This is a genomic window from Singulisphaera chitinilytica, assembly GCF_049331405.1.
GTDB lineage: Bacteria > Planctomycetota > Planctomycetia > Isosphaerales > Isosphaeraceae > PoT.
The window spans coordinates 5,690,664-5,716,011 of sequence record NZ_CP186274.1 but is presented as its reverse complement, the minus strand read 5'-3'; the positions used below and the strand labels follow the sequence as shown (position 1 = coordinate 5,716,011).

Genomic DNA, 25,348 nt, shown 5'->3' with positions numbered 1-25,348 from the left:
ACAACGGTCTCGGTGGGGGGGCGACGGAGCGAACCCATCGCTCACTCGACTGGTTGGCCGAAAGCGCGATCACGTCCTCCCTCAGCAAGGAGGCGACGACGATTCTAACGACGTCCCGCACGATAAGCTCGTGAAGATCCTTTGAGGAGGCCTCTCCAGGCGGATCCGGGACCGATCGCGGAATCGACTCCTGATTTGCTCACGTCTCCGATCGTCTTTCTGAGAGCCTGCTCTCGGTGATTCTCGCCGTCTCAATGGTGCAGGGCGGTCGAACGATTGGCGAGAGCTCGCGCCGTCGTTCCAGCCCTCGGCTCGATTCCGAAGACCCTTACCCACGAGGCAGAGAGCCCCGAAGGGTCAAGGATGAGGGCCTGACCATAAGAAATGAGAATGAGGAAGTGGATGTTTGGTTGCTGAGGCGAGATTTTGCGGAGGAGGGGAGTCGGTTTCTGCGGGATTCGCGGTTCCTTGATGAGGATGGTTTCGGCCGCGTGACCGGGGTTTGGCCGCCAGGCGGGGGAAGGAACCCACGGAATCGACTCGATCCTGCCGATATGTCGGTCTATTTGGGCAAGTCGAAGAGGCTGCCGTTTGATTAACCCAAGTGCTTTCCCTGCCGCTCGATACGACAGATAGGTTGGGCTCGGAAAGCCATGGCACGACGCCTGGGAGGTCGTCCAACCATTGCCAATTTGCCGCAGGGCCAAACAATTCTCGATGGTAGTGGGGATGGACGACGAAAATCGTCCGCTCCCGACGGAATTGGAGTCCTCGCGTCGGGATCGGGGCGGATCCAATCAGAGAATGCGTGTCGCGCCGGGACGATCGTCTCGTATCGCGACTATCGATGACGCCGGTTATAGGTAGCGATCTTTTCCCCCTCAAGGCAGCCTGGTTTCACCGGCTTCGTAAGAAAATGGACCGAGCCATGAATACCGGTTTCTTGCCGCTCGATCGACTGGGAGGTTCGGGTCGTGCTGCACGATCATTCGGTCACGCTCTGGATCGACGGGGTCAAAGTCGGTGACGGGTCGGACATCCAGCGGCTCTGGGATCGCTATTTCGATCGGTTGGTGCGGCTCGCCGGGGCACGACTGCCGGCGCATTGCCGCAGGGCCTTCGACGAGGAAGACATCGCCCTGAGCGCCTTCCAGAGCTTCTGCGATCGCGCGGGGCGGGGCCAGTTCCCCGAGTTGAGCGGCCGCGACGACCTCTGGCGGCTCCTGGCCACGATCACGGTGCGGAAGACGCTGGATACCCTGAGGCGGCAGTCTCGCCAGAAGCGAGGGGCCGGCCGCGTGATGGGCGAATCGGCCCTGTTGCAGGCCGGGGGAGACTCGAACGGTGAGGGCCTGGCCGAGGTCCTGAGCCGCGACCCGACCCCGGCCGAGGTCGCCCAGTTCGCCGACGATTACTATCAGTTCCTCGATCGATTGAAGGAGCCGGTCTTGCGGACGGTCGCACTCCGGAGGCTGGAAGGGCGCTCGAACCAGGAGATCGCCCAGGCGCTGAACGTCTCGACCAAGACGGTCGAGCGCAAGCTCCAGTTGATACGCACGATCTGGAGCCAGGAGAGCCCGAAATGAACTCCCGATCGCAGCTCGACTCCCCCGCGGCAGGCTCGATGACGGCGTTCATGCAGATCGACGCCGCCTGCGACCGATTCGAGGCCGAATGCCGGATGGGCCAGAGTCCCGACCTCGCCCCCTACCTGGCCGGCGTCCCCGAAGAGGCCCGAGACTCGCTCTTCCGCAACCTCCTGAGCCTCGATTGCGAATATCGCCGGCTCCGGGGCGAGGACCTCGACCCGCAGCGCTACCGGGACCAGTTCCCCGGCCGTCAGGACGTGATCGACTCGGTCTTCCTCGCCCTCAGCGAGCGGCCGATCTGCGACGATTTCCCGCATCTCAAGGGCAAGGATTCGAGCCTCGACAAGGCCGACCCGAACGCCGAGACCGAGCTCGTCTGGCCAGGGGCCGACGGTCCGGGGACGTGGGGCGGCCTGAGCTCGGCCGACTTCGAAGACCTGAAATCCGTCGGCTATGAGGTGAGGCGCCTGCTCGGCTGGGGGGGCATGGGCGTCGTCTACGAGGCCCGCCAGATCTCTCTGAACCGGCCGGTGGCAATCAAGCTGATCCGCTCGGGCAGCTTCGCCTCCGATGCCGAGCTCTCGCGGTTCCAGCGCGAGGCGGAGGCCGTCGCGCAACTCGACCATCCCCACATCGTCCCCGTCTACGAGGTGGGCTGTCATCGCGGGCGTCATTTCTTCAGCATGAAGCTCGTCGTCGGCAGCGGCCTGGATCGGAGGCTCGAGGAGTTCGCGGACAAGCCGAAGGCGACGGCGAAGCTCGTGGCCACCGTTGCCGAGGCGATCCACCACGCCCACCAGCGCGGGATCCTCCACCGCGACCTGAAGCCGGCGAACATCCTGCTGGACGAGAAGGACGAGCCCCTCGTCACCGACTTCGGCCTCGCCAAGTGGATCGACGGCGACCCCGAGCTGACCCACTCCAACGCCCTGATCGGCACCCCCGCCTACATGGCCCCCGAGCAGACGGCCCGAGGGCGAGGCGCGGTCTCGACGGCGACGGACGTCTATGGCCTGGGCACGGTTCTGTACGTGTTGCTCACGGGCAGGGCCCCGTTCCACGGAACGACGCTGATCGAGACGCTCGACATGGTACGCACGCAGGACCCCGAGCCCCCGTCGAAGCTGAACCCCCGCGTGCCGCACGATCTCGACGTGATCTGCCGGAAGTGCCTGGAGAAGGAGCCGAACCAGCGGTATGCGAGTGCCCTCTCCCTCTCGGAAGACCTCTCTCGCTGGGTCCGGGGTGAGCCGATCCTGGCGCGTCCCGTCGGCCCGCTCGTCCGGGCCCGGATGTGGGCCGGGCGCAACCCGGCCCTCGCCGCGACGGCCTCGCTGGCAGCCCTCATCTTCGTCGTCGGCTTCGCGACCGTGACCTGGAAATGGCGCGAGGCCCTCGCCGCCACCCAGGTATCCGAGGCGGAGCGAGCCAAGGCCGCCGCCGTGGTCGAACTGCTGACTCAAAAGCTGCTCGCCCGCGCCGACACCGAGATCAACCTGCACGGGCGCAACCCGACGGTCCGCGACCTGCTCGACACGACCTCGGCCACCCTCGGCGGATGGCTCGACGGCCAGCCCGACGTCGAGGCCCAGGTCCGCGAGACGATCGGCGGGGCCTATCTCTCGCTCGAGCAGTTCGCGAAGTCGGAGGAGCAACTCCGCAAGGCGATCCAGCTCGACGCCCGCGAGAACCCGCCGGTCGGCCGGACGGGCCTCCGCGCCACCAACCTCCTGGCGACCCTCCTGGATCAGACCGCCCGCTCCGACAAGGGAGAGGCGGCCTTGAGGGCAAACCTGGCCGATTGCCGGCGGATCCTCGGGCCCGATGCCCCGATCACCCTGGATGGCGCCGAGCGGCTCTCCACGATCCTCGTGCATCGCGGCAAGCTCGACGAGGCCGAGACCCTGCTACGCCAGAACGTCAAGGACCGCGGCCGCGTCTTCAAGCCCGAGCACCCGCAGACCTTGCACTCGGTCTACCTCCTGAGCCGGGTCCTTCGCGAGCGGCAGAAGTTCGGCGAGGCCAAGGACCTCGCCTATCGCTTCGCCCACGACGTCCAGTGCGCGATGGGGGCCAATCACCCGGACCGCATCTTCGCCCTGACGAACCAGGGGGACGTCGCCCGCGACTCGGGCCAGGCCAAGGCGGCCGAGAACTTCTATCGTCAGGCGGTCGACGAGTCGAGGCGCATCCTCGGGCCCGACCATCAGGCCACCCGCGCGGCCGAGGTCAAGCTTGGACAGATCGATGAATCCTAGCGGGATCGAGCCGGTTCGATCCTGTCGACGTCGATGGTTATCGCACCAATGGCAAGGCCTTCGAGCCCCTCTCCCAAAGGAGAGGGGCTCGAAGGCTCGATAGTCATCACGGCGGGAGTCAGACGACATCGTTGCCTTGCGCTCAGGGGCCGACCGCCTGGCAGAAGCAGGATGAGGACAGCTCGACGTCGGCCTTCTTCCAGACGCGCTCGAAACGAGCCTGGACCTCGGCCGCCTCGCGGTCCTTGCCCTGGGCCTCGAGGCTCCTGGCGAGGCCGAAGAGGGACCAGCCGTTCTCGGGCCAGCGCACCAGGTCCTGGCGATAGACGGGCTCGGCCTCCGCCGCCTGGCCGGCCCGCAGGAGCGAGGCGCCCAGGGCGTGACGGACGGGGCTCAGCCAGTCCGGCGGCTCGTCGTACTTGAGCTTGTCCTCGAGGGCGACCGCCTTTCGCAGGGAGGCGAGGGCCTCGTCGACCTTCCCTTCGCGGAAGAGGATCTCCCCTTCGAGCTGGGCGTCGGCGACGGCGAGGATCTCGACGGCGAGGTTGCCGCCGAAGACGGCGGCCTTGCTCGCCTTCGACGCGGCCTCGCGGAAGACCTGCTGCGAGGAACGCGCCTCGGCCTTGCGGCCGCGGACGGAGTACGCCAGCGCCCTGGACGAATGGTGGAGGGCCCGAGCGACCGGGAAGCTCGCGGAGGGTTCGGGCTCCTTGAGGATCTCATCCCAGCGGCCGAACCGCACGAGGACCTCGATCGGGAAGGCGAGCAGGCTGTCGGCGAAGGCCGCGTTTTCCGGTCGACCGAGCCATTCCTCGGGGATCTCGGCGACGAGCGTGCGTGCGGCCTCGATGGCGCGTCGGCTCTCCCCCTGCATCATGGCGGCGAAGGCCAGCATGCAGTGGTTGTGGGCCATGTAGATCCGATAGATCCCCTGCCGGGGCTCGATCCGACGATAGGTGCGGTCGGCCTCGATGGCATGCTCGTTCGTCTCGATCGCCGGCTGCCAGCGTCCTCGGCGGATGTCGATGTGCGACGGCATATGCACGAGATGCCCCAGCCCCGGGACCACGGTGCGGAGCCGGTCCGCGGCGGCGTCACCTTTCTCCGGGGTCGGCGACGACTCGACCGCGTGGATGTAGAGGTGGTTGGCCAGAGGATGACCGGGGGCGAGCTTGAGCACCGTCTCGAGCGTGGCCAGGATCTCCGGCGTTCCCGGCTGCGGCTCGCCGTCGTGGGTCCAGAGGTCCCACGGGCGAAGGTTCATGAGCGTCTCGGCGAAGAAGACGCCGATGTCGGCGTCCTGGGGGTACTTCTCCCAGACCCCTCGCATGGCCGACGCATAGGCCTCATCCAGTGACCGCCGGTCCTCCGGCTGGGGATCGGCGTAGCGCCGGCCGAGCGCCTCGATGAGGGCTTTCTCCAGCGGCGTGCAGGAGGCCGAACGCTCCTTGGCTTTTGTCAGGGCGTCCCAGGCGGCCTTGGCGTGCTCGGGCGTGACCTTCAGGTTGTTGTAGTGCGGGCCGTGCGCCAGGGCGATGCCCCAGTAGGCCATCGCGCAGTTGGGGTCGCAGGCGGCCGCGGATTCGAACGAGCGGATGGCCTCGTCGTGGTTGAACGCGAAGACGAGGTTCATCCCCTGGTCGAAATATTTCTGGGCCTCTTCGCTCGTCGTGTTGATCGGGCGATGGTAAACGCCGAGCCCTGCCAGGTGCGGAGCCAGGGGCTTCGGGGCGGCCTTTTCCGCCCCGAGGGACGCCCTAGGCATGGCCCAGGTCTCCGCGAAGGCGACGAGACCCAGGGCAACGCCCAGGGAAATCGGGATGCGACGCATTGGGGGGTCTCTCCAGTCTGTGAACCCGGGACGAATACGGAGGATCGCACACGCGCTGGGGTATGGGGAAGTCCCTCCCTCGGGCTCCCCCTCACGACCTCTCCGGAGACTCATGCGAGGAACGCCCCGCGATCCCTCCAAAATTCCTCGGCTCCGCCCGCAAATCGCGACTGTGCCTCAGCTTTTCCCGTTGTATGTGAGGTGCCAGGGGCATTCCTGTAAGAATACGCGCCCTCGGATGTCGGCTCCCTCCGACTTTTGACAATTCCCATTCCAGGACGCCCTTCGGTCGATGGGAGCCCGAGGTCATGCGCCGGCCGTCACCGCGATGGCCGGCGCATGAGGAGTCGATCCGCCCGCATCCGGCCGAGGATGGCGCCCTGCGCCGTCTTCGACGGAGCGGTGGGCTCAACCACGCCCATGTTGTTCGGACCGATGGGCGGATCGCGCCGTGAAGGAATCTGGTGATTCGAGTTGTCCCGGGATCATCATGCGTATTTTGCATGCGTGACGCCTCGGAATCACCACGAAATCGCGAGGATTTTTATCGTGGAAACCCAGACGAGGCAGGAATTGTCGGCGATCCTCGGGCGTGTTCGGGCCGGAGATGAACGGGCGCGTGACGAGTTGATTGCGGTCGTCTACGACGACTGGCGCCTGCTCGCCGCCCGCCTTATGCGGCGGGAGCGGACCGGGCATACGCTCTCCGCCACGGCCGTCGTGCACGAGGCGGTGATCCGCTTACTGGCCGACGCCGATTTCGACCATAAGGCGGGGGATCGGGCCTACCTGTTCGCCTCGGCCGCGAGGGCGATGCGCGAGGTTCTCATCGATCACGCGCGGCGGAGGGCCGCCGGGCGACGCGGGGGGGGACGCCAGCGCGTCTCGCTCGACGTGGTGCTGGACTACTTCGACGAGCAGCAGCTCGACGTCGTCGCGCTCCACGAGGCCCTCGACGATCTCGCCGGGTGGAACGCGCGGCAGGCCCAGGTCATGACCTTGCGTTACTTCGGCCGCCTGACCGTCGCCGAGGTCGCCGGGGTGCTCGGCGTCGCGCCGGTCACCGTGGAACGCGACTGGCGCCTCGCCCGGGCCTGGCTCCGCAGCCAACTCCGGAGGGAGGACGAATGACCGGGGAACGCTGGAAGCAGGTCGACGAGATCTTCAACCGGGCCCTCGAGGTCGACCCGGCCCGGCGCGAGGCCTGGCTCGTCGAGGCCTGCGGCGGCGACGAGGCCTTGCTCGCCAAGGTCAGGCGCCTGCTGGACGCGGATCGGAGCGCGACCCGCGAGGCGTTCCTGAAGTCTTCGGGCTCGAGGACCATGGTCTCGGATCGGACCAGGAGCTGGCACGCCGGCGGCGCGGGCCGGCCCGCGCGAGGGCCGAGGACGATCGGCCGGACCGGGCCCGGCTCGGGGACCGACCCCCGGGGCTTTTCGCCCAGGCCGGCGATCGTCGCCAGCCGACGGCCGCAGCCGATCTCCGAGACCGAGTCGGTCGTGCGGGCCAGGCTCCGCGAGCTTCCATGTATCTACATCCTCATCCTCGTGATGGCGACCCTCTGGCGGAGCTTCATCCTCGGCGACAACGACGGGCTGCTCCACCTCCTGGACGCGTTCGTGATCGCGGGGCTCGGCGGCGTCATCGCCTGGCTCTCGAGCCGTCGGCCGATCTCGATCGAGGGCCTGCGGGCGATCGAGCTGGGGATGGTCGGGCTCCTGGCCGTGCGTGTGGCCATCGTCGAGTACCGCGTCGTGCATATTTTCTCGCTCCGGGGCGACCCGGCGATGGCCCAGCTCACCGTGAAGAATATCGTGCTCGTGACCTGCGTCCTCATGCTGACGTCCGGGCTCTACGTGCCGAAGAACTGGAGGCGCGCGGCCGTCATGCTCGGCCCACTCGCCCTGCTGCCGTTCGCCACGCTCGGCTTACTCTTCGTGCGAGACCCGGAGGCGCTCGGCTGGATCGAGCGGGGCTGGAGGGCGGGGGGGACCCCTCGATACCTGCTCTTCACGTTCGACGCGATGATCCTGCTGGTCGTCTTCATCGGCTCGACGTTCGGGGCGCACGCGATCTCACGCCTGCGTCGGCAGGTCGTCGAGGCCAGGCAACTCGGCCAGTACCGGCTCCGCTGCAAGATCGGGGCGGGGGGGATGGGGGAGATCTACCTGGCCGAGCATCAGCTCCTCAAACGCCCCTGCGCGATCAAGCTGATCCGCGCCAGCAGCGTGACCGACGCACGGGCCCTGGCTCGTTTCGAGCGTGAGGTCCGCCTGACCGCGACGCTCTCGCACCCGAACACGGTCGAGATCTACGACTATGGCCGAACCGAGGACGGCACGTATTACTACGTCATGGAGTACCTGCCCGGCCTGAGCCTGGCCGATCTCGTCGAGCAGCACGGGGCCTTGCCTCCCGGGCGCGTCGTCTACCTGCTACGCCAGGTCTGCCTCGCCCTTCGCGAGGCGCACTCGGCGGGCCTGATCCATCGCGACATCAAGCCGTCGAACATCTTCGCGTCGAGGCGAGGGGGTATCGACGACATGGCCAAGCTCCTCGACTTCGGCCTCGTCCTGCCCATGAGCCGGGCCGGCGTCCCGCAGCTCAGCGGCGAGGGGCAGATCCTCGGCACGCCGCTCTTCATGTCGCCCGAGCAGGCGACGGGAGAGCACGAACTCGACGAACGCTGCGACATCTACGCCCTGGGGGCGGTCGCCTACTACCTCTTGACCGGCCGCCCCCCCTTCGACGAGGCGGACGGCATGCAGCTCATGATCGCGCACGCCCGCGACCCCGTCGTCCCGCCGTCCGAGATTTGCGCAGGGATCCCGCAGGACCTGGAACGCGTCGTCCTGCGCTGCCTCGCCAAGTCCCCCGCCGACCGCTTCCCGGACTCGTCGAGCCTGGAGCGTGCCCTCTCCGCCTGCGCCTGCGTCGCCGACTGGGATCAGGACCTCGCCGCCCTCTGGTGGCGGACTGCCGGCTGATCCGGAAAGGCCCGACGACAATCGCCGCCCCTCGCCGGTCCCGCGAGGAATGGCGGCTCCGAACCGCATATCATGCCTTGATGAAAAAAAGGACGTGATTACGCGAGAACCTGGGCGATCGGTTCCCCGTTGGGGACGACCGTGAGCGGGCGGCCGAGTTGGTCTCTCAGCTCGAGATCATGCGGGATTCCCAGGCAGTGGTAGATCGTGGCCACGACCTCGGCCGGCGTGACGGGGTCGGTCTTGGGCCTGGCGCCGATCTTGTCGCTGGCGCCGTGGATATACCCCTTCTTGATGCCGCCGCCGGCCAAGAGCAGGGAGTATCCGAGGTTCCAGTGGTCGCGACCCCCCTGGGCGTTGACCTTGGGGCTCCGCCCGAACTCGCCCATCGCCACGACGAGGGTCCGCTCGAGCATCCCCCGCGCCTCGAGGTCTTCCAGGAGGCTCGAGATCGCCGCGTCGAACTGGGGTAGCAGCGTCTCGCGCAAGGTCTTGAAGTTGGTGGCGTGCGTATCCCAGGTCGCGTTGGCGTCGGGGGCCCACGAGATGCACGCGGCCTTCGTGCCGGACTCGATCAGGCGTCGGGCGAGCAGCACGCTCTGGCCGTAGATGTTCCGGCCGTAGGAATCGCGGAGCTTCGGATCCTCCTGCTCGATCCGGAAGGCCCGCTGGGTCTCGGGCGCCGTGAGGAGGTCGAACGCCTTCGCCTGGAACCCGTCGAGCTCGCGGAGGCGTCGGTCGCGATCGAAGCCGTCCGGGATCGACCCGAGGTTGCGGGCCAGGTCGCGTCGGCTGCCGAACCGCGAGGTCGTGACGTTCTCCGGCAGGGCCAACTCGGGCATGCCGAACGTCGGTGCGTTCGGATCCTTGAGGACGAAGAAGGGGTCGCGATTGCGCCCGAGCCAGCCGCCGAAGAACCCCGGCTGCGGCGGCCCGCCCGCCCCCTCGGCCGTGATGTAGGGCATCGACACGTAGGGGACGACGGGGGTCGTGGGAGGCCGGCAGAGCCCGAGCACCGAGCCGATTGAGGGATAGTCGTGCGGCCCCGCGCCGACGATGACGGTCGCGTCGCCCCGATCGTGCCCCGTCAGGCTCGTGTACACGGCCGCCGCATGGGCGTTGTTCACGCTATGATGCGCCGAGCGGATGACCGTGCAGCGGTGCATGTGGCGCGAGAGCCTCGGCAGGTGCTCGCTCACGGGGACGCCCGGCAGCGTCGAGTCGATCGGCTTGAACTCCCCGCGGATCTCCGCCGGCGCGTCCGGCTTCATATCCCACATGTCGAGGTGGCTGGGCCCGCCGTTGAGGAAGATCACGATGCAGGCGTCGGCCTTCGGGAGCGGCAGGCTCGTTGCCGACGCCGCCGAGGGCAGGGGCAAGGCCGCCTCGACCCTGGCCCTGGCCTCCTCGGCGCGGAGCAGGCCGGGCAAGCCGAGGCCGATCGCGGAGATCCCGCCTATTTCGACCATCTCGCGCCGGGTGATTCCGCGTGGTCCACGACACGGCCTGGGTGTGGTCGGCATGGTAACGCTCCCGGTAGATTCTTCCGTCGAACCCTATTGTCTGACAAACTTGTGTTAAACATACGCGGCGGACCCGCCCACCGCAAGCCGTGTCTTGCCTGATGGCCTTCCGCACATCTCCCAGGCGAGATCGTCGAGGGTCGCCGTCTTATTTCCATTCAGGCCAAGGGGCGACACCTTGCACGCGATGGTAATGCCCTTGAGATGTGGGACCGACTCGTTGAATTGCTTCATGGTCAAGAATCGCCGCGGACTTGCTTGCGGAACTCGATGATCGGACTGGCGTCGGCCCGCCATTCCCCCGCGTGCTTGACGACCGCCAGTGGGATTGGAGCCGCCGAGGACCGGAGCAGCATACGCCCCTGAGCCTCCTCGACGCGGCTGATCTGCATGCCGGCCGAGCCTCGCCACAACCTCCGGGGGAGCGGTTTCCGCCTCAATGTCAGGGCCAGGGACAGTGACTTGTGAAAAGATTCGCATTTTTGACGAAGTTTGGCCCGGAGATCGCGAAGAAGGTTCTCTCGATGGAGTTCTTGCCCGAATCATCGAGGTTTCTCCATGAATTCCGCCGTTGCGCTGCAACTCTGGACGATCCGGGATGCGATGGCCTCGGATCCGGACGAGACCTTGCGCCGGGTGAAGGGGGCCGGATTCTCGGCCGTCGAGGTCGCCCCGCTGTCGGAAAGCCTGACGACCGGGCGATTGGCTGATTGTCTCATGCGTCACGGCCTGGCCGTCGTCTCGATCCACAGCGACTTGCCCGCGCCCGCGAACATCGATTCGTTGGCGAGGTTCGCCCGCGAATGCCGGTGCTCGAAGATCATCTGGCACGGCTGGCCGCGTGACCCGCGATTCGACTCCCTGGACGGGCTGCGAGCTTTGATCGCCGCCTGCAACGAGGCAGGGGCGCTCGTCAGCGACCACGGGCTCGAGTTCGGCCTGCACAACCACTGGTGGGAGTTCGAACCGATCGAGGGAGTAACCCCGATCCGGCTCCTCCACGAGAGGTTGCGTCCCGACATCTTCTGGCAGCTCGACGTCTACTGGGCGCGAACGGCCGGGGTTGACCCCTCCGACGTGATCTCGGAGTTGGCCCCGCGGATCGGGTCTCTCCACTGGAAGGACGGCCCGGCCGTCCACGGGGAGCCCATGACGGCACTGGGCCAAGGGGTCATCGACGCCCCGCGGATCCTCGGCTCCTTGCTACATCCGGTCGACTCGATCATCGAGCTCGATGAGTGTGCCACCGACCCGCTGGAGGCCGCGCGGCAGAGCCGCCTGTATCTCGAATCGTTGCGAGATACAAAGGGTGAAAACCGCTGAATATGATGCGGGCCGCCATCGTCGACGGCCCACGTTCTCCCACGTTCAGCACTCGGCCCCGCCGCCGATCTCGCAGATGGTCCCCTCGCCGATGCCCGATGCCTCGGCCTCGAGGCGGCTGAGGATGCTGAGGAAGGCCGGGGTACCCGCCGCGCCGGGGATGACGACGCGGTCGTTGACGACGAAATAGGGGACCCCCTGAACGCCGGAGCGCCGGGCGTGCTCGTCCGCCGCCCGGATCTCGGCGACACCCTCGTCACCGGCCAGCAAGGCCTCGGCGCGGCCGCGGTCGAGGCCCGCGTCGGCCGCGATGTCGAGGAGCGTCGACGCGTTCGAGATGTCGCGCCCCTCGATGAAATAGGCCCGGAAGATCGCTTCCACCACCGCGTCCTGCACGCCCAACTCATCGGCCAGGGCGATCAGGCGATGGGCGTCGAGCGTGTTCGGCGTCCGCTCGATCCTGTCGAACGCGAATTGGAGGCCCACAGCCAGGCCGGCCTCGGCAACGCGGGCCTCCAGCATTTGCGAGCGTTCCCAGCTCCCGAACTTGGCGATCCTATACGTCTTCCGATCGACCCCATCTGCGGGCATCCGCGGGTTGAGCTGGAAGGGATGCCAGCGCACCCGGATCTCGTTCGAGCCGGGGAGGGCGGCGATCGCCTCCTCCATCTGCCGCTTGCCGATGTAGCACCAGGGGCAGATCACGTCGGAGGTCACATCCACGGTGAGTCGCATGCGAACTCCTTTTAAGATCGATGTCGACGGCGGACGGCATAGCCGTAGGAGATGGGCCAGGTCGGCTCGACGTCCATCTCTGACTCGGCGCGGATGGCCCAGTAGGGCTCGCGGAGCAGTTGCCGGCCGACGAAGACGAGGTCGGCGTCCCCGCGGCAGATGATGTCGTTCGCCTCGTTGGGCTCGATGATGAGCCCCACGGCCCCCGTGGCGATCTCGGCCTCGCGCCTGATCGTCGCGGCGAAGGGGACCTGATAGCCCTTGGCCACGGGGATCGACGCCACCGGCACCATGCCTCCCGACGACGCGTCGATCAGGTCGACGCCGATGGGCTTGAGCCGACGCGCCAGCTCGACCGACTGCGGGCCGTCCCAGCCCCCGTCGACCCAGTCGGTGGCGGAGATCCGCACGAACAGCGGCATCGAGGTGGGCAACTCGGCCCGGACCCTCCCGGCGACCTCCAGCAGCAGCCGGATCCGGTTGTCGAACGACCCGCCATAGCCGTCGGTCCGCTTGTTGCTGATCGGCGAGAGGAACGAGTGGAGCAAGTATCCGTGGGCCGAGTGGATCTCGATCAGGTCGAACCCCGCCTTGAGGGCGCGTCGCGTGGCGAGGATGAACGCCTCGGCGACGCGCTCGATCCCCGCCTCGTCGAGGGGGGTGGGGACGGGGCCATGCTCGGCGAACGGGATCGCGCTGGGGCCGACGACCGGCCAGCTCCCCTGGCCTTCCCGGAGCGGCTCGCCCCCCTTCCAGGGCAGGTCGCAGCTCGCCTTGCGCCCCGCGTGGGCGAGCTGGATGCCGATCTTCTTCCCCTGGCCATGCACGAACCGGACGATCCGGGCGAGTGGCTCGATCTGCTCGTCTTTCCAGAGCCCGAGGCATCCCGGCGTGATGCGCCCTTCCGGCAAGACGCCCGTCGCTTCGACCATGATCAGGCCGACGCCGCCGCAGGCCCGGCTGCCCAGGTGCACGAGGTGCCAGTCGTCGGCGAAGCCGTCCTCCGCGATGTACTGGCACATCGGCGACATCGCGACCCGATTCTCCAGCGTCAGGCCTCGGATCGTCAGCGGGGTGAACAGGTCCGTCTCGGGCAGCTTGCGGTCGTGCTCGTCGGTTGTCAGGCAGCTTCCATGGCGTTCCGCCCGTTCTTCCGCACCTGTGGATTCGGTCATCGCTTCTCCTCGAAGGGGCTGGTGCCGGGTGTAAACCCCGCGGGGCTCAGAGCCGTCGGCAATCTCATGATAGCGACGGGACAAAGGGGACTCCTTCAGCCCGCGGGATTTCCTGGCGATCGCGACCTTGCGCAAGTCCGTCGTCCGGCCGCATGCCGGCGGCGCGAGCGAGCCGGGCGCAATCGCCTACTCATCTAAGCGGAAAGGGCCGCCAAAAGAAGTGGCGATCGCTCGTCGGGAGCCGAGGTGAGATGGGGATGGGAGGCTCGGACCCGGGGATCGGGTTGGCCGCGGGAGAGTCGGAACTGGTCTCGTCGTAGCGAGTTATCGCGTGATGACGGGCTTTCGGCGTTCCTGCGAAGCCCGTCTCAACTGGAGGCTCATCCGTACTGGATCGGGGCGTGGGATTCGCGCCGAAGCGAGTCCGCACGCCCCGGGCCTGTCGTCAGATGAGCGGCTTGCCGCCGGTGACCGCGATCGTCGCGCCGGCCATGTAGCTGGCGTCATCCGAGGCCAGGAGGACGAACGCGGGGGCGAGCTCGGCGGGCTGCCCGGCGCGGCCGAGGGCCACGTCCTTGCCGAACGTCGTCACCGTCTCCTGCGGCATGGTGGCGGGGATCAAGGGGGTCCAGATCGGTCCGGGGGCGACGCAGTTCGCCCGGATCCCCTTCTTCCCGAGCATCTGGGCCAGCCCGCCCGTGAAGTTCTGGATCGCCGCCTTGGTCATCGCATAAGCCAGCAGGGTGGGGCTCGGGCTATCGGCCTGGATCGACGACGTGTTGATCACCGCGCCTCCGACCGGCATGTGCGGCCCGGCCGCCTTCGTCAGCCAGAACATGGCGTACAGGTTCGTCTTCAACGTGCGGTCGAACTCCTCGGTTGTGATTTCCTCGATGGACTCGCGGGTCTTCTGGAAGGCGGCGTTGTTGACCAGGATGTCGACCTTGCCGAACTCTTTCACGGCCGCGTCGACGATCGCCTTGCAGTGGTCCTCGTCCTGGATATCGCCCGGGAACTTGACGCACTTCCGGCCCGAGGCCTCGACCACGCGGGCGGTCTCCTCGGCGTCGGAGTCCTCGCTCAGGTAAGAGATCAGGACGTCGGCGCCTTCTCTCGCGAAGGCGATGGCCACGGCCCGCCCGATCCCGCTGTCGCCCCCGGTGATGATCGCGGCCTTGCCTTCGAGCTTGCCCGACCCCTTGTAGCTCGTCTCGCCGTAGTCCGGCAGCGGGTCCATCTCGGACTCGAGGCCGGGCGGTTCCTGTCGCTGGGCCGGGTAGGGGGGCTTCGGGCCTTTCTCGCGAGGGTCGAGTGACATGGTGGTTCTCCTCGGCCGGCGACGCGGCTTCTTGGCACGCGGTCTTCGGCGCGTTGATAGGTCGGGTTGTGATTCTGCCCCTCTACGTCAGCAATGGGCGTACCGATGCGAGGAAAGACGAATTCACACTTGCAGGAAGCTGGGCTCCGCGTGGCTTACGCTTGCGGTCGCGTCTGCTCGGTGCTGCGAGGGTGGTTTCACCCCGGCTTTTCATGGGAGCCGTCCATGAAACGTGCCAGGTATGGCGCGGTCTGGCTCTCCGACATCCTGGCGACCTCTTCGGGTGGCCCCGAGGCGACGATCCGGCCCCCTTCATCGCCGGCGCCGGGGCCGATGTCGACGACCCAGTCGCTGGCCGCCACGACCTTCATCTCGTGCTCGACCACGATCACGGTGTTGCCGGACTCGACCAGGCCGACGAGCTGCGCCATGAGCTTGTCCACATCGGCAGGGTGGAGGCCCGTCGTCGGCTCGTCGAGGACATAGAGGGTGTCGCCACGCTGGGTACGCTGCAACTCGGTCGCGAGCTTGATCCGCTGGGCTTCGCCGCCGGAAAGCTCGGTGGCCGGCTGGCCGAGCCGGATGTATCCCAGGCCGACCTCGCGCAGGACGGTCAGGGGGCGGAGGACCTGCGGCTCGCCCGCGAAGAACTCGCAGGCCGCGTCGACCGTCAGGCCGAGGACGTCTGCGATGCTCTTCTCGCGGTACTTGATCTCGAGGGTCTGCTCGTTGTAGCGGGCCCCGTGGCAGACGGGGCAGGGGGCGTAGACGCTGGGCAGGAAGAGGAGTTCGACCATCACGAAGCCCTCACCTTCGCAGTTCTCGCAGCGTCCCTTGGCGACGTTGAACGAGAACCGGCCGGCGTCATAGTGGCGGGCCTTGGCCGACTTCGTCGCGGCGAAGAGTTTGCGAATATGATCAAAAAGCCCCGTATAGGTCGCGAGGTTGGATCGGGGCGTCCGCCCGATCGGCCTCTGGTCGACCCTCACCAGGCGCTTGATCCCTTCCATCCCGGCCGTGATGCGGCCGTCGAGCGTGTCGACGGCGGTCCGCTCCAGCTCCGAGCCCTCTTCCTCCTCCTGGGGGAGCGCATGCCCGAGAGCCTCCGCCACGAGTTCCACCAGTGCCTGGCTGACGAGGCTCGACTTGCCCGAGCCCGAGACCCCCGTCACGCTCGTGAAGACCCCGAGCGGGAAGGCGGCCTCGAGCTTTTGCAAATTGTTGCGCGTGACGTCCGCGAGCCGCAGCCAGCCCTTCGGCTCGCGACGCGGCTTGCTGCGCGGGGAAGCCTCATGGAAGAGGTGGCGGCGGGTCTGCGAGGCTTCGACGTCGCGGAGCCCCTCGGGAGGCCCGCTGTAGAGGATGAAGCCCCCCTGTTCGCCCGCGGCGGGGCCGACGTCGACGATCCAGTCGGCGTGGCGGATCACGTCGAGGTCGTGCTCGACGACGAACAGGGTGTTCCCCGAGGCTTTGAGGCGGTCGAGGGCCCGCAGCAAGGCCTCGGTGTCGGCCGGGTGGAGCCCCGCCGAGGGCTCGTCCAGCACATAGACCACGCCGAAGAGGTTCGAGCGGACCTGCGTCGCCAGCCGCAACCGCTGTAACTCCCCCGGCGAGAGGGTCGGCGTGCTCCGCTCGAGCGAGAGGTAGCCGAGGCCGAGGTCGATCAGCACGGCGAGCCGCCCGGCCAGGTCCTGCGCGATCCGGCGCACAACCAGCAGTTTTTCGGGATGCTCGATCGCGAGCGTCTCCATGCCCGGGGCCGTGCCGTCGGCATGAGGTCGGATGAGCTCCGCGAGCCTGGCTAGCGGCAGCCGGGAGATCTCCGCGATGTCGAGGCCGGCGAACGTCACGCTCAAGGATTCGCGGCGGAGCCGCTTCCCACCGCAAAGTGGGCATTCGCTGCTGAGCATGTATTGCAGGGCCCGCTTCTTCATGAGCGGGCTCTGCGTGGTGGCGAACGTGTGCAGGACGTGACGCCGGGCGCTGGTGAAGGTCCCCTGATAGCTTGGGATCTCCTTGCGCTTGAGGGCTCGTTTGACCTCCTCCGCCGAGAAGCCGGAGTAGACGGGCACGGTGGGCTGCTCGTCGGTGAAGAGGATCCAGTCGCGGTCCTTCTGCGGCAGGTCACGCCAGGGGCGGTCGACGTCGTAGCCGAGCGTCATCAGGATCTCGCGGAGGTTCTGCCCGTGCCAGGCTGTCGGCCAGGCGGCGACGGCCCGCTCGCGGATCGTGAGCGAGTCATCCGGCACCATCGACCGCTCGGTCACTTCATAAACCCGGCCCAGCCCGTGGCACTGGGGGCAGGCCCCCTCGGGGGTGTTGGGCGAGAACGACTCGGCGTAGATGATCGCTTGGCCCGGCGGATAGTCCCCGGCGCGGGAGTAGAGCATCCGCAGCAGGTTGGAGAGCGTCGTGACGCTCCCGACCGACGACCGGGTCGACGGCGTGCCCCGCTGCTGCTGGAGGGCCACCGCCGGGGGGAGCCCGTCGATCTCGTCGACGTCCGGGTTCCCCAACTGGTGGAAGAGGCGGCGGGCGTAGGGGGAGACCGACTCGAGGTATCGCCGTTGCGCCTCGCCATACAGGGTGCCGAACGCCAGCGACGACTTCCCCGAGCCGGAGACGCCCGTGAAGACGACCAGGGCGTCGCGGGGGATCTCGAGGTCGACATTTTTGAGGTTGTGCTCCCTCGCCCCTCGCACTCGCACGAAGCCCGAGAAATGCGGTCTCGCCCTGTCCCCAAGAAGTAGGTCGGTCGTCATGCGGGAGATTCGCCGTCGCTGGGTTTCGGTGGAGGCCCTTGGCCCGTTGGGTTCTTTATTGGTCGAGCCTGACACCAGGCGGCAAACGAGGTGCCATCCCCGCCGGTCGCTCGGCCGTCGAGGCGTTATAAACCCTCGCCACCGTCGGCAACAAGCGGGCAGGGCGGGAGTCGCGAAATCGACGCGCGTACTTTGACCGCTGGGCTTGTTTGCCTCGATGAATCAAAGAATCGGATAGATGTTCGAGTTGTAATGTTCGTGGTTCGTGCGGGAGACCCTCTGTCGGTGGGGAGGAAGTCTGATAAGATTCGTGCCTCGGCGGTAGTCTCTCCGAAGGTGCCGGGACTCTTCCGTAAGATCATTCCAGGGTTGGCCGCCTCTCCTGCGGCCTCCTCGCGAGTTCGATGGCGGCCCACCCGACCGGCCGTCGCCCCCCTCCACTCCATCTCGATCCGAGGTGTCCATGCTCGGCTTACTGACGCGACTCGGCTTGGTCGCCCTCCTCTGGCTGGGGACGCAGTCCCGGACGACGGAGGCCCAGACCTCCCCCGACACGAAGGAGGTTCGCTACAAGGAGAGTCGCGCGTCCTTCGCGAACCCTGAGCGCGGATTCTATGCGCCCAGGATGAGCGGCCGGGTCGACGGGCTCGAGGGCCTGCGGGCGAAGGGGATCACGCTGCTCCTCGTCGAGATGGACCTGAAGGATTTCCGGGATCGCGAGATCAGCACGGAGAAGCTCGCCGAGCTGCGCAAGGGGTTCGCCAGGGCCAGGGAGAGCGGCCTGAAGGTGATCTTCCGCGCGGCTTACGGATTCACGGGGCGGGACTATCGGGTTGACCCCAAGGACCTGGCCCTGATCCAACGGCACATCAAGCAGCTTAGCGCGGTCTTCGAGGCCGATCGCGATGTGCTCTTCGCCGTCCAGGGGGGATTCCTCGGCCCCTGGGGGGAGTGGCACGGATCCAACCACGGCGATCCGCCCTCGCTGGAGGCCCGCAAGGCCGTGCTCTTCGGCCTGCTCGAGGCCGTCCCCGCGCCGATCCCGGTGCAAATCCGCCGGCCCATGTTCGTCCGCGACCTCTTCCCCGGCGAGCCCGAGCTGACGGCCGAGACCGCCGCGAAGGGGGGCCCATACTCCAGGACCGGCTGGCATAACGACGCCTTCCTGAGCCTGCCGAACGACATGGGGACCTACGCCCAGCGGGGCTGGGACCGCGAACGCGAGCTGAACTGGTGCGACAAGCACGGCCTCTACACGCTCGTCGGCGGCGAGACGGTCCCCCCGTCGGCGAAGACCCCCATCAAGCAGGTGGTCAGCGAGATGGAGCGGATCCACGTCACCTATCTGAACAGCGCCTATCACCGAGGGACCATCGAGGGCTGGCGCAAGGCCGCCTACCTCGGCGAGAACGGGTATTCCCAGATCGAGCGACGCCTCGGCTACCGGCTCGTCGCCGACAAGCTTCGCCGCACGGCCACCCTCGCGCCCGGCGGGTTGCTCCGCGTCGAACTCGAGCTCAAGAACGTCGGCTTCGCCGCACCAGTACTCCCGCGCGAGGTGGCCCTGGTGTTGAGTCAGGGCGAGACCCGCCACCGGGTCGTCGTGAACGTCGATCCCCGGCGTTGGATCCCGGGCAGCCCGATCCCCATCCAGGCAGAACTGCGCCTACCCGCCGACGCCTCGCGAGGCGCCTGGACCCTGGCCCTCCAACTCGCGGATCCCTCGGCGAGCTTGAAGAACGACGGGCGCTACGCCATCCGCCTTGCCAATGAGGATATCCGCTTCGATGAGCCGACCGGCCTGAATATCCTGGCCGAGGATGTTGAGGTCCGCTGACGCTTGGCATCGAACCGAAACCCGCCGGGACACGACGTCCCGGTGGGGGCCGGGCATGCCCATGAATTTCCCGAAGACTGAAAATCAAGTTGCGCGTTCACGAGAAACGACTTGTTCAAGAATCGATAGCTGACGAAGATCCTGGCATCCGGGCTGTGGGCCTGGCAAAATCACCTCGACTGGCGGGATCTCCGCCACCTCTCCCACACCCAGAGATCTTGAGACGATGAGCCAGACGCGACGCTTGTTCCTCTCGGGCGCGGCCACCGCGGCGACCCTCGGTGCGACGGCCACGGCTCGTTCCGAGGAGGGCGACCTGACCCGGAAGGTCGTCGAGGAGTTCGGCCGCGTGCCGGGCAAGAAGGCCCTGAAATTCTGGGCTCCGGCGACCGGCGGCGCACCCGACTGGTCGGCCGAGATCGATCCCGACGCGGCGCTCTTCTGCGGCAGCTCCTTCAAGGCTTTCGCCCTGGCCGAATACCTGCGCCAGGTGGGGACCGCCGAGTCGCGCCTCAAGGAATGGCTCGCGGAGCAGTGGGACCTCGACGCGAAGGTCTTCTCGCCCAGCAGCCCCGTCTTCAACCCGCCGCACCTGACGGGCAAGGTGACCGCGAGGACGGCACTCGAGGCCATGATCGCGCACAGCGACAACACGGCCACCGACATGGTGCTCCGTCGCGCGGGGGCCGACAACGTGCGTCGGTTCATCGCCACGATCGGCCTGCGTTCCGCCCGGATCCCGACGAGCACCCGGCGATTCATCGCCTATGTCAGCGGGCATCCCAACTGGCAGGACATGGACTGGCCGACGTTGATCGACCTGATCGCTCGGAAGGAGACCCCCTTTCCGCTCCGCCCGATCATCAACGACGTGGAGACGATGGTCTGCTCCCCTGCCGATTTCGTCTCGTTCTACTCCCGCGCCTTGCAGGGCGAGTTCTTCCCGAACCGGGCGAGCCTGCACGCGTTCCGGGCGATCCTCTCGACGGCGAACGCGATCGCCATGGTCATGCCGCTGGGCGTGAGCGCGTTCGCCAAGGGAGGCAGCATCGACTTCGGGCCCGATCACGTCATCTGCCTGGCCGGCGGCATGTGGGTCGCCAAACGCTGGGTCTACTTCGGCCTGATGACCAACTCGAACGACGAGGGCATCGAGCCCAGGTTCGTCGAAGCGGCCAGGAATATCTTCCGCATGGTGGCGGAAGATCTCGCCCGCTGACGATCGCCCCCGGCATTCCTGGTTAGAGTCCCGTCGATGCGACCGTTTGCTCGAGGTAGGGCGGTCGCATCCGAAAATTTTGCGTTCGACCTGTAAGATCGCTCGGAGCAGTTTGTGAATCCTTCCAGGAGGGTTCCTTGGCCGACGTTCCAACCACGCGGGCGAGTTTGCTGGTCCGCCTGAAATCGCCCCGCGACGAGCGGGCCTGGGCGGAGTTCGTCGAGATCTACGAACCGCTCATCCATCGCCTCGCCCGCGCCAAAGGGGTGCAGAAGGCCGATGCGGACGACCTCGCGCAGGACGTCTTCCGGGCCGTCGCCGGCGCGATCGAGAGGTGGGATATCGACCCGGCCCGGGGCTCGTTTCGCGCCTGGCTCTCGCGGATCGCCCGGAACCTGATCGTCAATTTGCTGGCGGCGCACGGCCGGCAGACCGCGAGTTTCGGGAAGGGGGGGACCGAGATGCTCGAACTCCTGGAAGCGTTGCCCGGGGTCGATGCCGATGCCGCCGAGTTCGACCTCGAGTATCGTCGCCAGGTCTTCGCCGTCGCGTCCCAGCGCGTCCGCGAGCACTTCCAGGAAACGACCTGGGAGGCCTTCTGGCGGGCGGGCGTCGAGAACCGTGACGTTGCCGAGGTCGCCGTCGAACTGGGCCTGACGCCGGGGGCCCTCTACGTCGCCCGCAGCCGAGTGATCGCCCGGCTCAGGCAGGAGATCGAACGGATCCGGGGCGATGAGGACGCGGAAGATTCATGAGCCCCGGGCCGCACTGTTGACGATTCCCCGGCGCTTCCACTGAGGGCCTTCGCCATGTCGACCTGCCCGAGCCCGGATCGCTGGCTCCGCCTGCTCCGCGACGACCCGACGCAGGACGACCAGGCGGAACTGGCCGCCCACCTCGAGACCTGTCCCAAGTGTCGAGCCACGCTCGACCGCCTCGCAGCCCAGAGCGGGATCTGGCACGACCTCTCGCTCCTCCGCGACCCCACGCTCGGGATGACCTCGGGCGGCTCGTTGAAAGAGGACACATCGGGCGATGACGACGAAGAGATCCCGCTGGGCCTGCTGGAGCCCACCGACGAGGCGGGACAACTCGGGAGGATCGGCCCTTATGACATCCTGCGCGTGATCGGCCGCGGGGGCATGGGCATCGTCTTCCTGGCGAGGGACAGGGCACTCGACCGGCTCGTGGCGATCAAGCTTTTGAGGCCCGGCATGGCCGCGACGGGCGCGGCGCGTCGGCGATTCGCGAGGGAGGCCAGGGCCGCGGCGGCGGTCGTCCATGAGCATGTCGTCACGATCCACGCCGTGGATATGTTGCCGCAAGGGGTTCCCTACCTGGTCATGCAGTACGTGGCCGGCAAGTCGGTCCAGGAGCTGATTGACGAAGGGAAGCCCCTCGAACTCGTCCAGATCCTCCGGATCGGCAGCCAGGCCGCCGGCGCCCTCGCCGCGGCCCACGCGCAAGGGTTGATCCACCGCGACATCAAGCCCGCCAATATCCTGCTCGAGGATGGCGTCGACCGGGTCAAGATCACGGATTTCGGGCTGGCGCGTGCGGTGGACGACGTGACCATCTCGCTCTCCGGGATGGTGGCCGGGACGCCGCAGTATATGTCGCCCGAGCAGGCCTGTGGCGAGCCCATCGATCACCGCACCGACCTCTTCAGCCTGGGAAGCGTCCTCTATGCCCTCTGTACGGGGCAGGCGCCGTTCCGGGGCAATTCCAGCATGGCCACGCTCAGAAAGGTCTGCGAGCACATGCCAAGGCCGATCCTCTCGTACAACCCCGAGATCCCCTCATGGCTGGTCAAGGTCATCGACCGGCTGCACGCCAAGAACCCGACCGACCGCTACGGCTCGGCCGCCGAAGTTGCCCTGTTACTCGGCGGCTGCCTGGCCCACGTCCAGCAACCGGCCACCATGCCCTTGCCGGCCGAACTCCTCCCGGCGCGGAACCGGCGGGCGATCGCCCTCTGGGGGGCTCTCCCGGTCGTCCTCATGCTGGCGATCTCGCTGGGATCCCCCGGGGCTCGTCAGGCCGCGGGCCGTGCTGTCGGCTACATGGCCGTCATGCTGCGGCTCAAGACGCCCGAGGGGATCCTCGTCATCGAGGCCGACGACCCGAACCTCAATATCAAGCTCGACGGCAACGACCTCTTCATCAACGGCGCGGGCGTCCAGGAGCTGAGGGTCTCGGTCGGCCCGCACAGCGTCCAGGCCCTCAAGGACGGCAAGGTCCTGCGCGACGAACTGGTGTCGATCACTCGCGGAGGCCGTTCGGTGTTGAAGGTCCGCAGGGAGCCGGAACCGGAGCCGACTCGGGCCTCGAAGGCGAAGGCGGATCAACTTCGAATCGCTCTGGCCCTGGCTGACGAGCCGCGCCCTCCCGTGAATGAAGTGTCGCAAGAGGTGGAGCGAATGGCCGAGGCGCTGAAGCTAAATCCTCCGCCTCCGCGCAATCGCGTCGCTGCTGGGGGGATGCGACTCTTCATGCGTGACCTGGTCGAGGGCCGGACGTATCTGATCGTCGAGCCATTACAGCTTGGTATGGCCTTCGCCGAGATGCCCGACTGGTCGCACGACGGCAAGCGCATCATCTTCCAGATCCAGCCGAGGAAGAACGACTGGACCCAGACCCTGATCGTCACGATCGAGGTCCGCGACGGGAAGCCCCACTTCCAGTTCCTCGGGACGGGTTGCTGCGTGAGCTTCTCGCCCGACGGTCGGAAGATCGCCTTTACCCTCGTTCTCCCCGACAATCCCGGCGAGCTGAGGGGGAACTACCTGATGGACTCCGATGGGACCAATCGGCAGCACATCGGCGAGTTCGCTCCTATGAGGTGGTCGCCCGACGGCAAGCGGTTGGCCTTCAACAATATGGTGACTCCCACCGAGGTAACGATCTACGACGTCGCGACGAAGGAACGCACCGTGGTCAACGTGCCTGGCCAGACGATCTCTTCCTGGGCTCGTTGGGTTGGCAACGATCGGCTCGTCGCGAGCATTGGAGCTGTGGCCTCGCCGGATTCTCTCGCCCTCTTGGACGTCAGCCAGCCAGCGCAATCGAAGGTGGTCAAAACCCTCTGGAAGCGGTCGACGGGGCCGGACGTCTTCGCGCGTTGGCCCATCATCTCGGCCGTCACGGGGGACCTCTTCTTCACCGGAGACGACGAGCAGGTCGATCATGATCGGACGATCTACACCCTTCCCGCGAAAGCTCGCGAAGGGGACCCCCCGATTCAGCTCGACACCGGCGGGTTCAAGCTGAGTGGCCTCAGCCTCTCCCCCGACGGCCGCTACCTCCTCTTCGCCTCGGATCGCCTGGACGGCTTCCAGTGACGACGGGAGCCGAATCCCGCAGTTCGATCGCACGGTGGTGCATGTTTACTGCTTGATATTCGTGTCTTGAAAATGTCTTCCCCGGAGTTGCTCCAAGTCATGGGCAACGGATGGCCGAACAACTCGGCCATCCGTTGCCCATTTGCTTAAAAACATGAGTTGGCGTAGGAGCACTTTTGCGGATTGCAGTTGGCTATGTTTGTTGGATTATTTCTGCATGGTAGTGATCCCATTAATGCTGTTAGCGGAGTCGAATCTCAATGCGCCCCGCGACGGGAGCCTGGCTTCACGGCGAGTTTTTGCCGCCGGTACGGATCCCGCATGAACCGAACTCAGTCGCGAGATAGGCCGATGCCTGGGTTGTCGGCCCGAAGAGAGATGAGCGGAGTGGCTTGTTTCAAGGGGCCTGGTCGAGAACTCAGGTGTTCATTTCAGTGAGTGGTAGGATGCGGCGCAGGTAGTGGCCGATCCCCTTGGCCTGGTTCCAGTGCTTGGGGTAGCCGAGCGACACTTCCTCGAAGCGAGTGCCGTCCCGCCAGTCCGTGCCGCGGATGTGCAGGTGCCCGCTGACGACGACGTCGGCCCGGAATCGGCGGTGCCAATCCTCGGTCCGCCTCGTGCCGCACCAGGGGCTGAATCGCGGGATGCGGAAGAGTCGGACGAGGTCGTAGCGAAGCGGGTAATGGTTGACGATCACCGTCCGCCGATCCGAGGGCAGGCCCATCAGGCGAGCCTCGGTCGTTGCCAGGCGCGCGTCGCACCAGTCCTGGATCGTGGAGTAGGGGGTCGGCTTCAGGTATCTCTCGTCGGCGCACTCGATCCCTTCCTCGCGGGCCCAGCGTTTGGCGGCCTCGGGGTCGAACCCATCCGGCGAGAAAGTGTAGTCGTAGAGCAGGAAGAGGGGGGCGATGATGGTCGGAGCCCCGCCGCCGGGCCACTCGACGTAGGGATCTTCGGGGGTGACGACGCCGTATTCCCGACAGACCTCCACGAACCGCTGGTAACGCCCGACTCCGGCGAGCTCCGGCTGCCTGGGGGTCGTCCAGAGCTCGTGGTTCCCGGGGACCCAGAAGAGTTTCGCGAAGCGAGGCCCGAGGGTCTCCCAGGCGAACCGGAGTTCGGCCTCGGTCTCGCCGACGTCGCCGGCGACGATGAGCCAGTCGTCCGGCAGAAAAGGGAGGGTCGGGAGCGCGTCGCGGTTGATCTCATATCCGAGGTGGAGGTCGCTCAGGGCCCAGAGCTGCATGGATTAGAGGCTCGCATAGGATCACTCACGACAGCGCCTCGGGCGGCGGCCTATCCATGACCCGGGCGCGAGAATCGACGCGGGCGACCCCTATCGCCTCGATCCGCCTCCCGACCCGACCGTCGATCTTGCAGGCGATCACGCTCGACCCTCGGGGTGGAATGCGCAGCGAACGGGGTCGCCTCGTTCATCAGGATACTGGAT

General features: G+C 67.0%; 17 protein-coding genes. 9 read left to right on the top strand and 8 right to left on the bottom strand.

Annotation, left to right across the window (positions count from 1 at the left end; all coding sequences use genetic code 11):
* Positions 1-974: 974 nt before the first annotated feature.
* Positions 975-1,586 carry an ECF-type sigma factor gene (locus ACOYYX_RS22690; protein ID WP_422923958.1) on the top strand — a complete coding sequence of 204 codons (612 nt, stop codon included), beginning with the start codon at positions 975-977 and terminating at the stop codon, positions 1,584-1,586.
* Positions 1,583-3,847: a protein kinase domain-containing protein gene (locus ACOYYX_RS22685; RefSeq protein WP_422923956.1), complete on the top strand. Its 2,265-nt coding sequence runs from the start codon at positions 1,583-1,585 to the stop codon at positions 3,845-3,847. Before ACOYYX_RS22690 ends, ACOYYX_RS22685 begins: the two co-directional genes overlap by 4 nt.
* Before the next feature lie 142 nt (positions 3,848-3,989).
* Here ACOYYX_RS22685 and ACOYYX_RS22680 read toward each other — a convergent pair whose 3' ends face one another.
* Positions 3,990-5,678: a hypothetical protein gene (locus ACOYYX_RS22680; protein WP_422923954.1), complete on the bottom strand. Its 1,689-nt coding sequence runs from the start codon at positions 5,676-5,678 to the stop codon at positions 3,990-3,992.
* A 549-nt stretch (positions 5,679-6,227) separates the two neighbouring features.
* Here ACOYYX_RS22680 and ACOYYX_RS22675 point away from each other — a divergent pair.
* Both ACOYYX_RS22675 and ACOYYX_RS22670 read left to right on the top strand, forming a co-directional pair.
* Positions 6,228-6,809 (top strand): ECF-type sigma factor, encoded by a 582-nt coding sequence (locus ACOYYX_RS22675; protein WP_422923952.1) that lies wholly within the window; start codon positions 6,228-6,230, stop codon positions 6,807-6,809.
* Positions 6,806-8,665, top strand: coding sequence for a serine/threonine-protein kinase (locus ACOYYX_RS22670; protein ID WP_422923950.1), 1,860 nt, complete (start codon positions 6,806-6,808; stop codon positions 8,663-8,665). The genes ACOYYX_RS22675 and ACOYYX_RS22670 overlap by 4 nt, the downstream gene beginning before the upstream one ends.
* A 98-nt stretch (positions 8,666-8,763) precedes the next feature.
* Here the strand turns inward: ACOYYX_RS22670 and ACOYYX_RS22665 are convergent, their stop codons facing one another.
* Complete coding sequence (locus tag ACOYYX_RS22665) at positions 8,764-10,188, bottom strand: DUF1501 domain-containing protein (RefSeq protein ID WP_422923948.1); 1,425 nt, start codon at positions 10,186-10,188, stop codon at positions 8,764-8,766.
* Positions 10,189-10,424: 236 nt separating this feature from the next.
* On the bottom strand, positions 10,425-10,580 hold the full coding sequence (locus ACOYYX_RS22660; protein ID WP_422923946.1) for a hypothetical protein: 156 nt from the start codon (positions 10,578-10,580) through the stop codon (positions 10,425-10,427).
* A 166-nt stretch (positions 10,581-10,746) separates the two neighbouring features.
* On the opposite strand from ACOYYX_RS22660, the gene ACOYYX_RS22655 reads away from it, so the two are divergent.
* Positions 10,747-11,511 carry a sugar phosphate isomerase/epimerase family protein gene (locus ACOYYX_RS22655; protein ID WP_422923945.1) on the top strand — a complete coding sequence of 255 codons (765 nt, stop codon included), beginning with the start codon at positions 10,747-10,749 and terminating at the stop codon, positions 11,509-11,511.
* 45 nt (positions 11,512-11,556) lie between these two features.
* Here ACOYYX_RS22655 and ACOYYX_RS22650 read toward each other — a convergent pair whose 3' ends face one another.
* From ACOYYX_RS22650 to uvrA, 4 genes are all read right to left on the bottom strand, one after another.
* Positions 11,557-12,246 (bottom strand): DsbA family oxidoreductase, encoded by a 690-nt coding sequence (locus ACOYYX_RS22650; RefSeq protein WP_422923943.1) that lies wholly within the window; start codon positions 12,244-12,246, stop codon positions 11,557-11,559.
* Positions 12,247-12,257: 11 nt separating this feature from the next.
* Positions 12,258-13,421, bottom strand: a complete 1,164-nt coding sequence (locus ACOYYX_RS22645) for an NADH:flavin oxidoreductase/NADH oxidase (protein ID WP_422923941.1) — start codon at positions 13,419-13,421, stop codon at positions 12,258-12,260.
* A 445-nt stretch (positions 13,422-13,866) separates the two neighbouring features.
* Entirely contained in the window at positions 13,867-14,739 is an 873-nt protein-coding gene (locus tag ACOYYX_RS22640; protein WP_422923939.1) for a glucose 1-dehydrogenase, read from the bottom strand.
* Positions 14,740-14,936: 197 nt separating this feature from the next.
* Entirely contained in the window at positions 14,937-17,501 is a 2,565-nt protein-coding gene (gene uvrA, locus ACOYYX_RS22635) for an excinuclease ABC subunit UvrA (RefSeq protein ID WP_422923937.1), read from the bottom strand.
* Positions 17,502-17,964: 463 nt separating this feature from the next.
* Here uvrA and ACOYYX_RS22630 point away from each other — a divergent pair, with 463 nt between their 5' ends.
* The 4 genes from ACOYYX_RS22630 (at position 17,965) to ACOYYX_RS22615 (ending at position 23,898) form a co-directional block, all read left to right on the top strand.
* Positions 17,965-19,338, top strand: a complete 1,374-nt coding sequence (locus ACOYYX_RS22630; protein ID WP_422923935.1) for a DUF4832 domain-containing protein — start codon at positions 17,965-17,967, stop codon at positions 19,336-19,338.
* A 226-nt stretch (positions 19,339-19,564) separates the two neighbouring features.
* Positions 19,565-20,557, top strand: a complete 993-nt coding sequence (locus tag ACOYYX_RS22625; protein WP_422923933.1) for a serine hydrolase — start codon at positions 19,565-19,567, stop codon at positions 20,555-20,557.
* Between the two features lie 137 nt (positions 20,558-20,694).
* Positions 20,695-21,312, top strand: a complete 618-nt coding sequence (locus tag ACOYYX_RS22620; RefSeq protein WP_422923931.1) for an RNA polymerase sigma factor — start codon at positions 20,695-20,697, stop codon at positions 21,310-21,312.
* 54 nt (positions 21,313-21,366) lie between these two features.
* On the top strand, positions 21,367-23,898 hold the full coding sequence (locus ACOYYX_RS22615) for a protein kinase domain-containing protein (RefSeq protein WP_422923929.1): 2,532 nt from the start codon (positions 21,367-21,369) through the stop codon (positions 23,896-23,898).
* Positions 23,899-24,316: 418 nt separating this feature from the next.
* On the opposite strand, the gene ACOYYX_RS22610 is transcribed toward ACOYYX_RS22615, so the two are convergent.
* Positions 24,317-25,144 carry a metallophosphoesterase family protein gene (locus tag ACOYYX_RS22610; protein WP_422923927.1) on the bottom strand — a complete coding sequence of 276 codons (828 nt, stop codon included), beginning with the start codon at positions 25,142-25,144 and terminating at the stop codon, positions 24,317-24,319.
* Positions 25,145-25,348 lie beyond the last annotated feature (204 nt).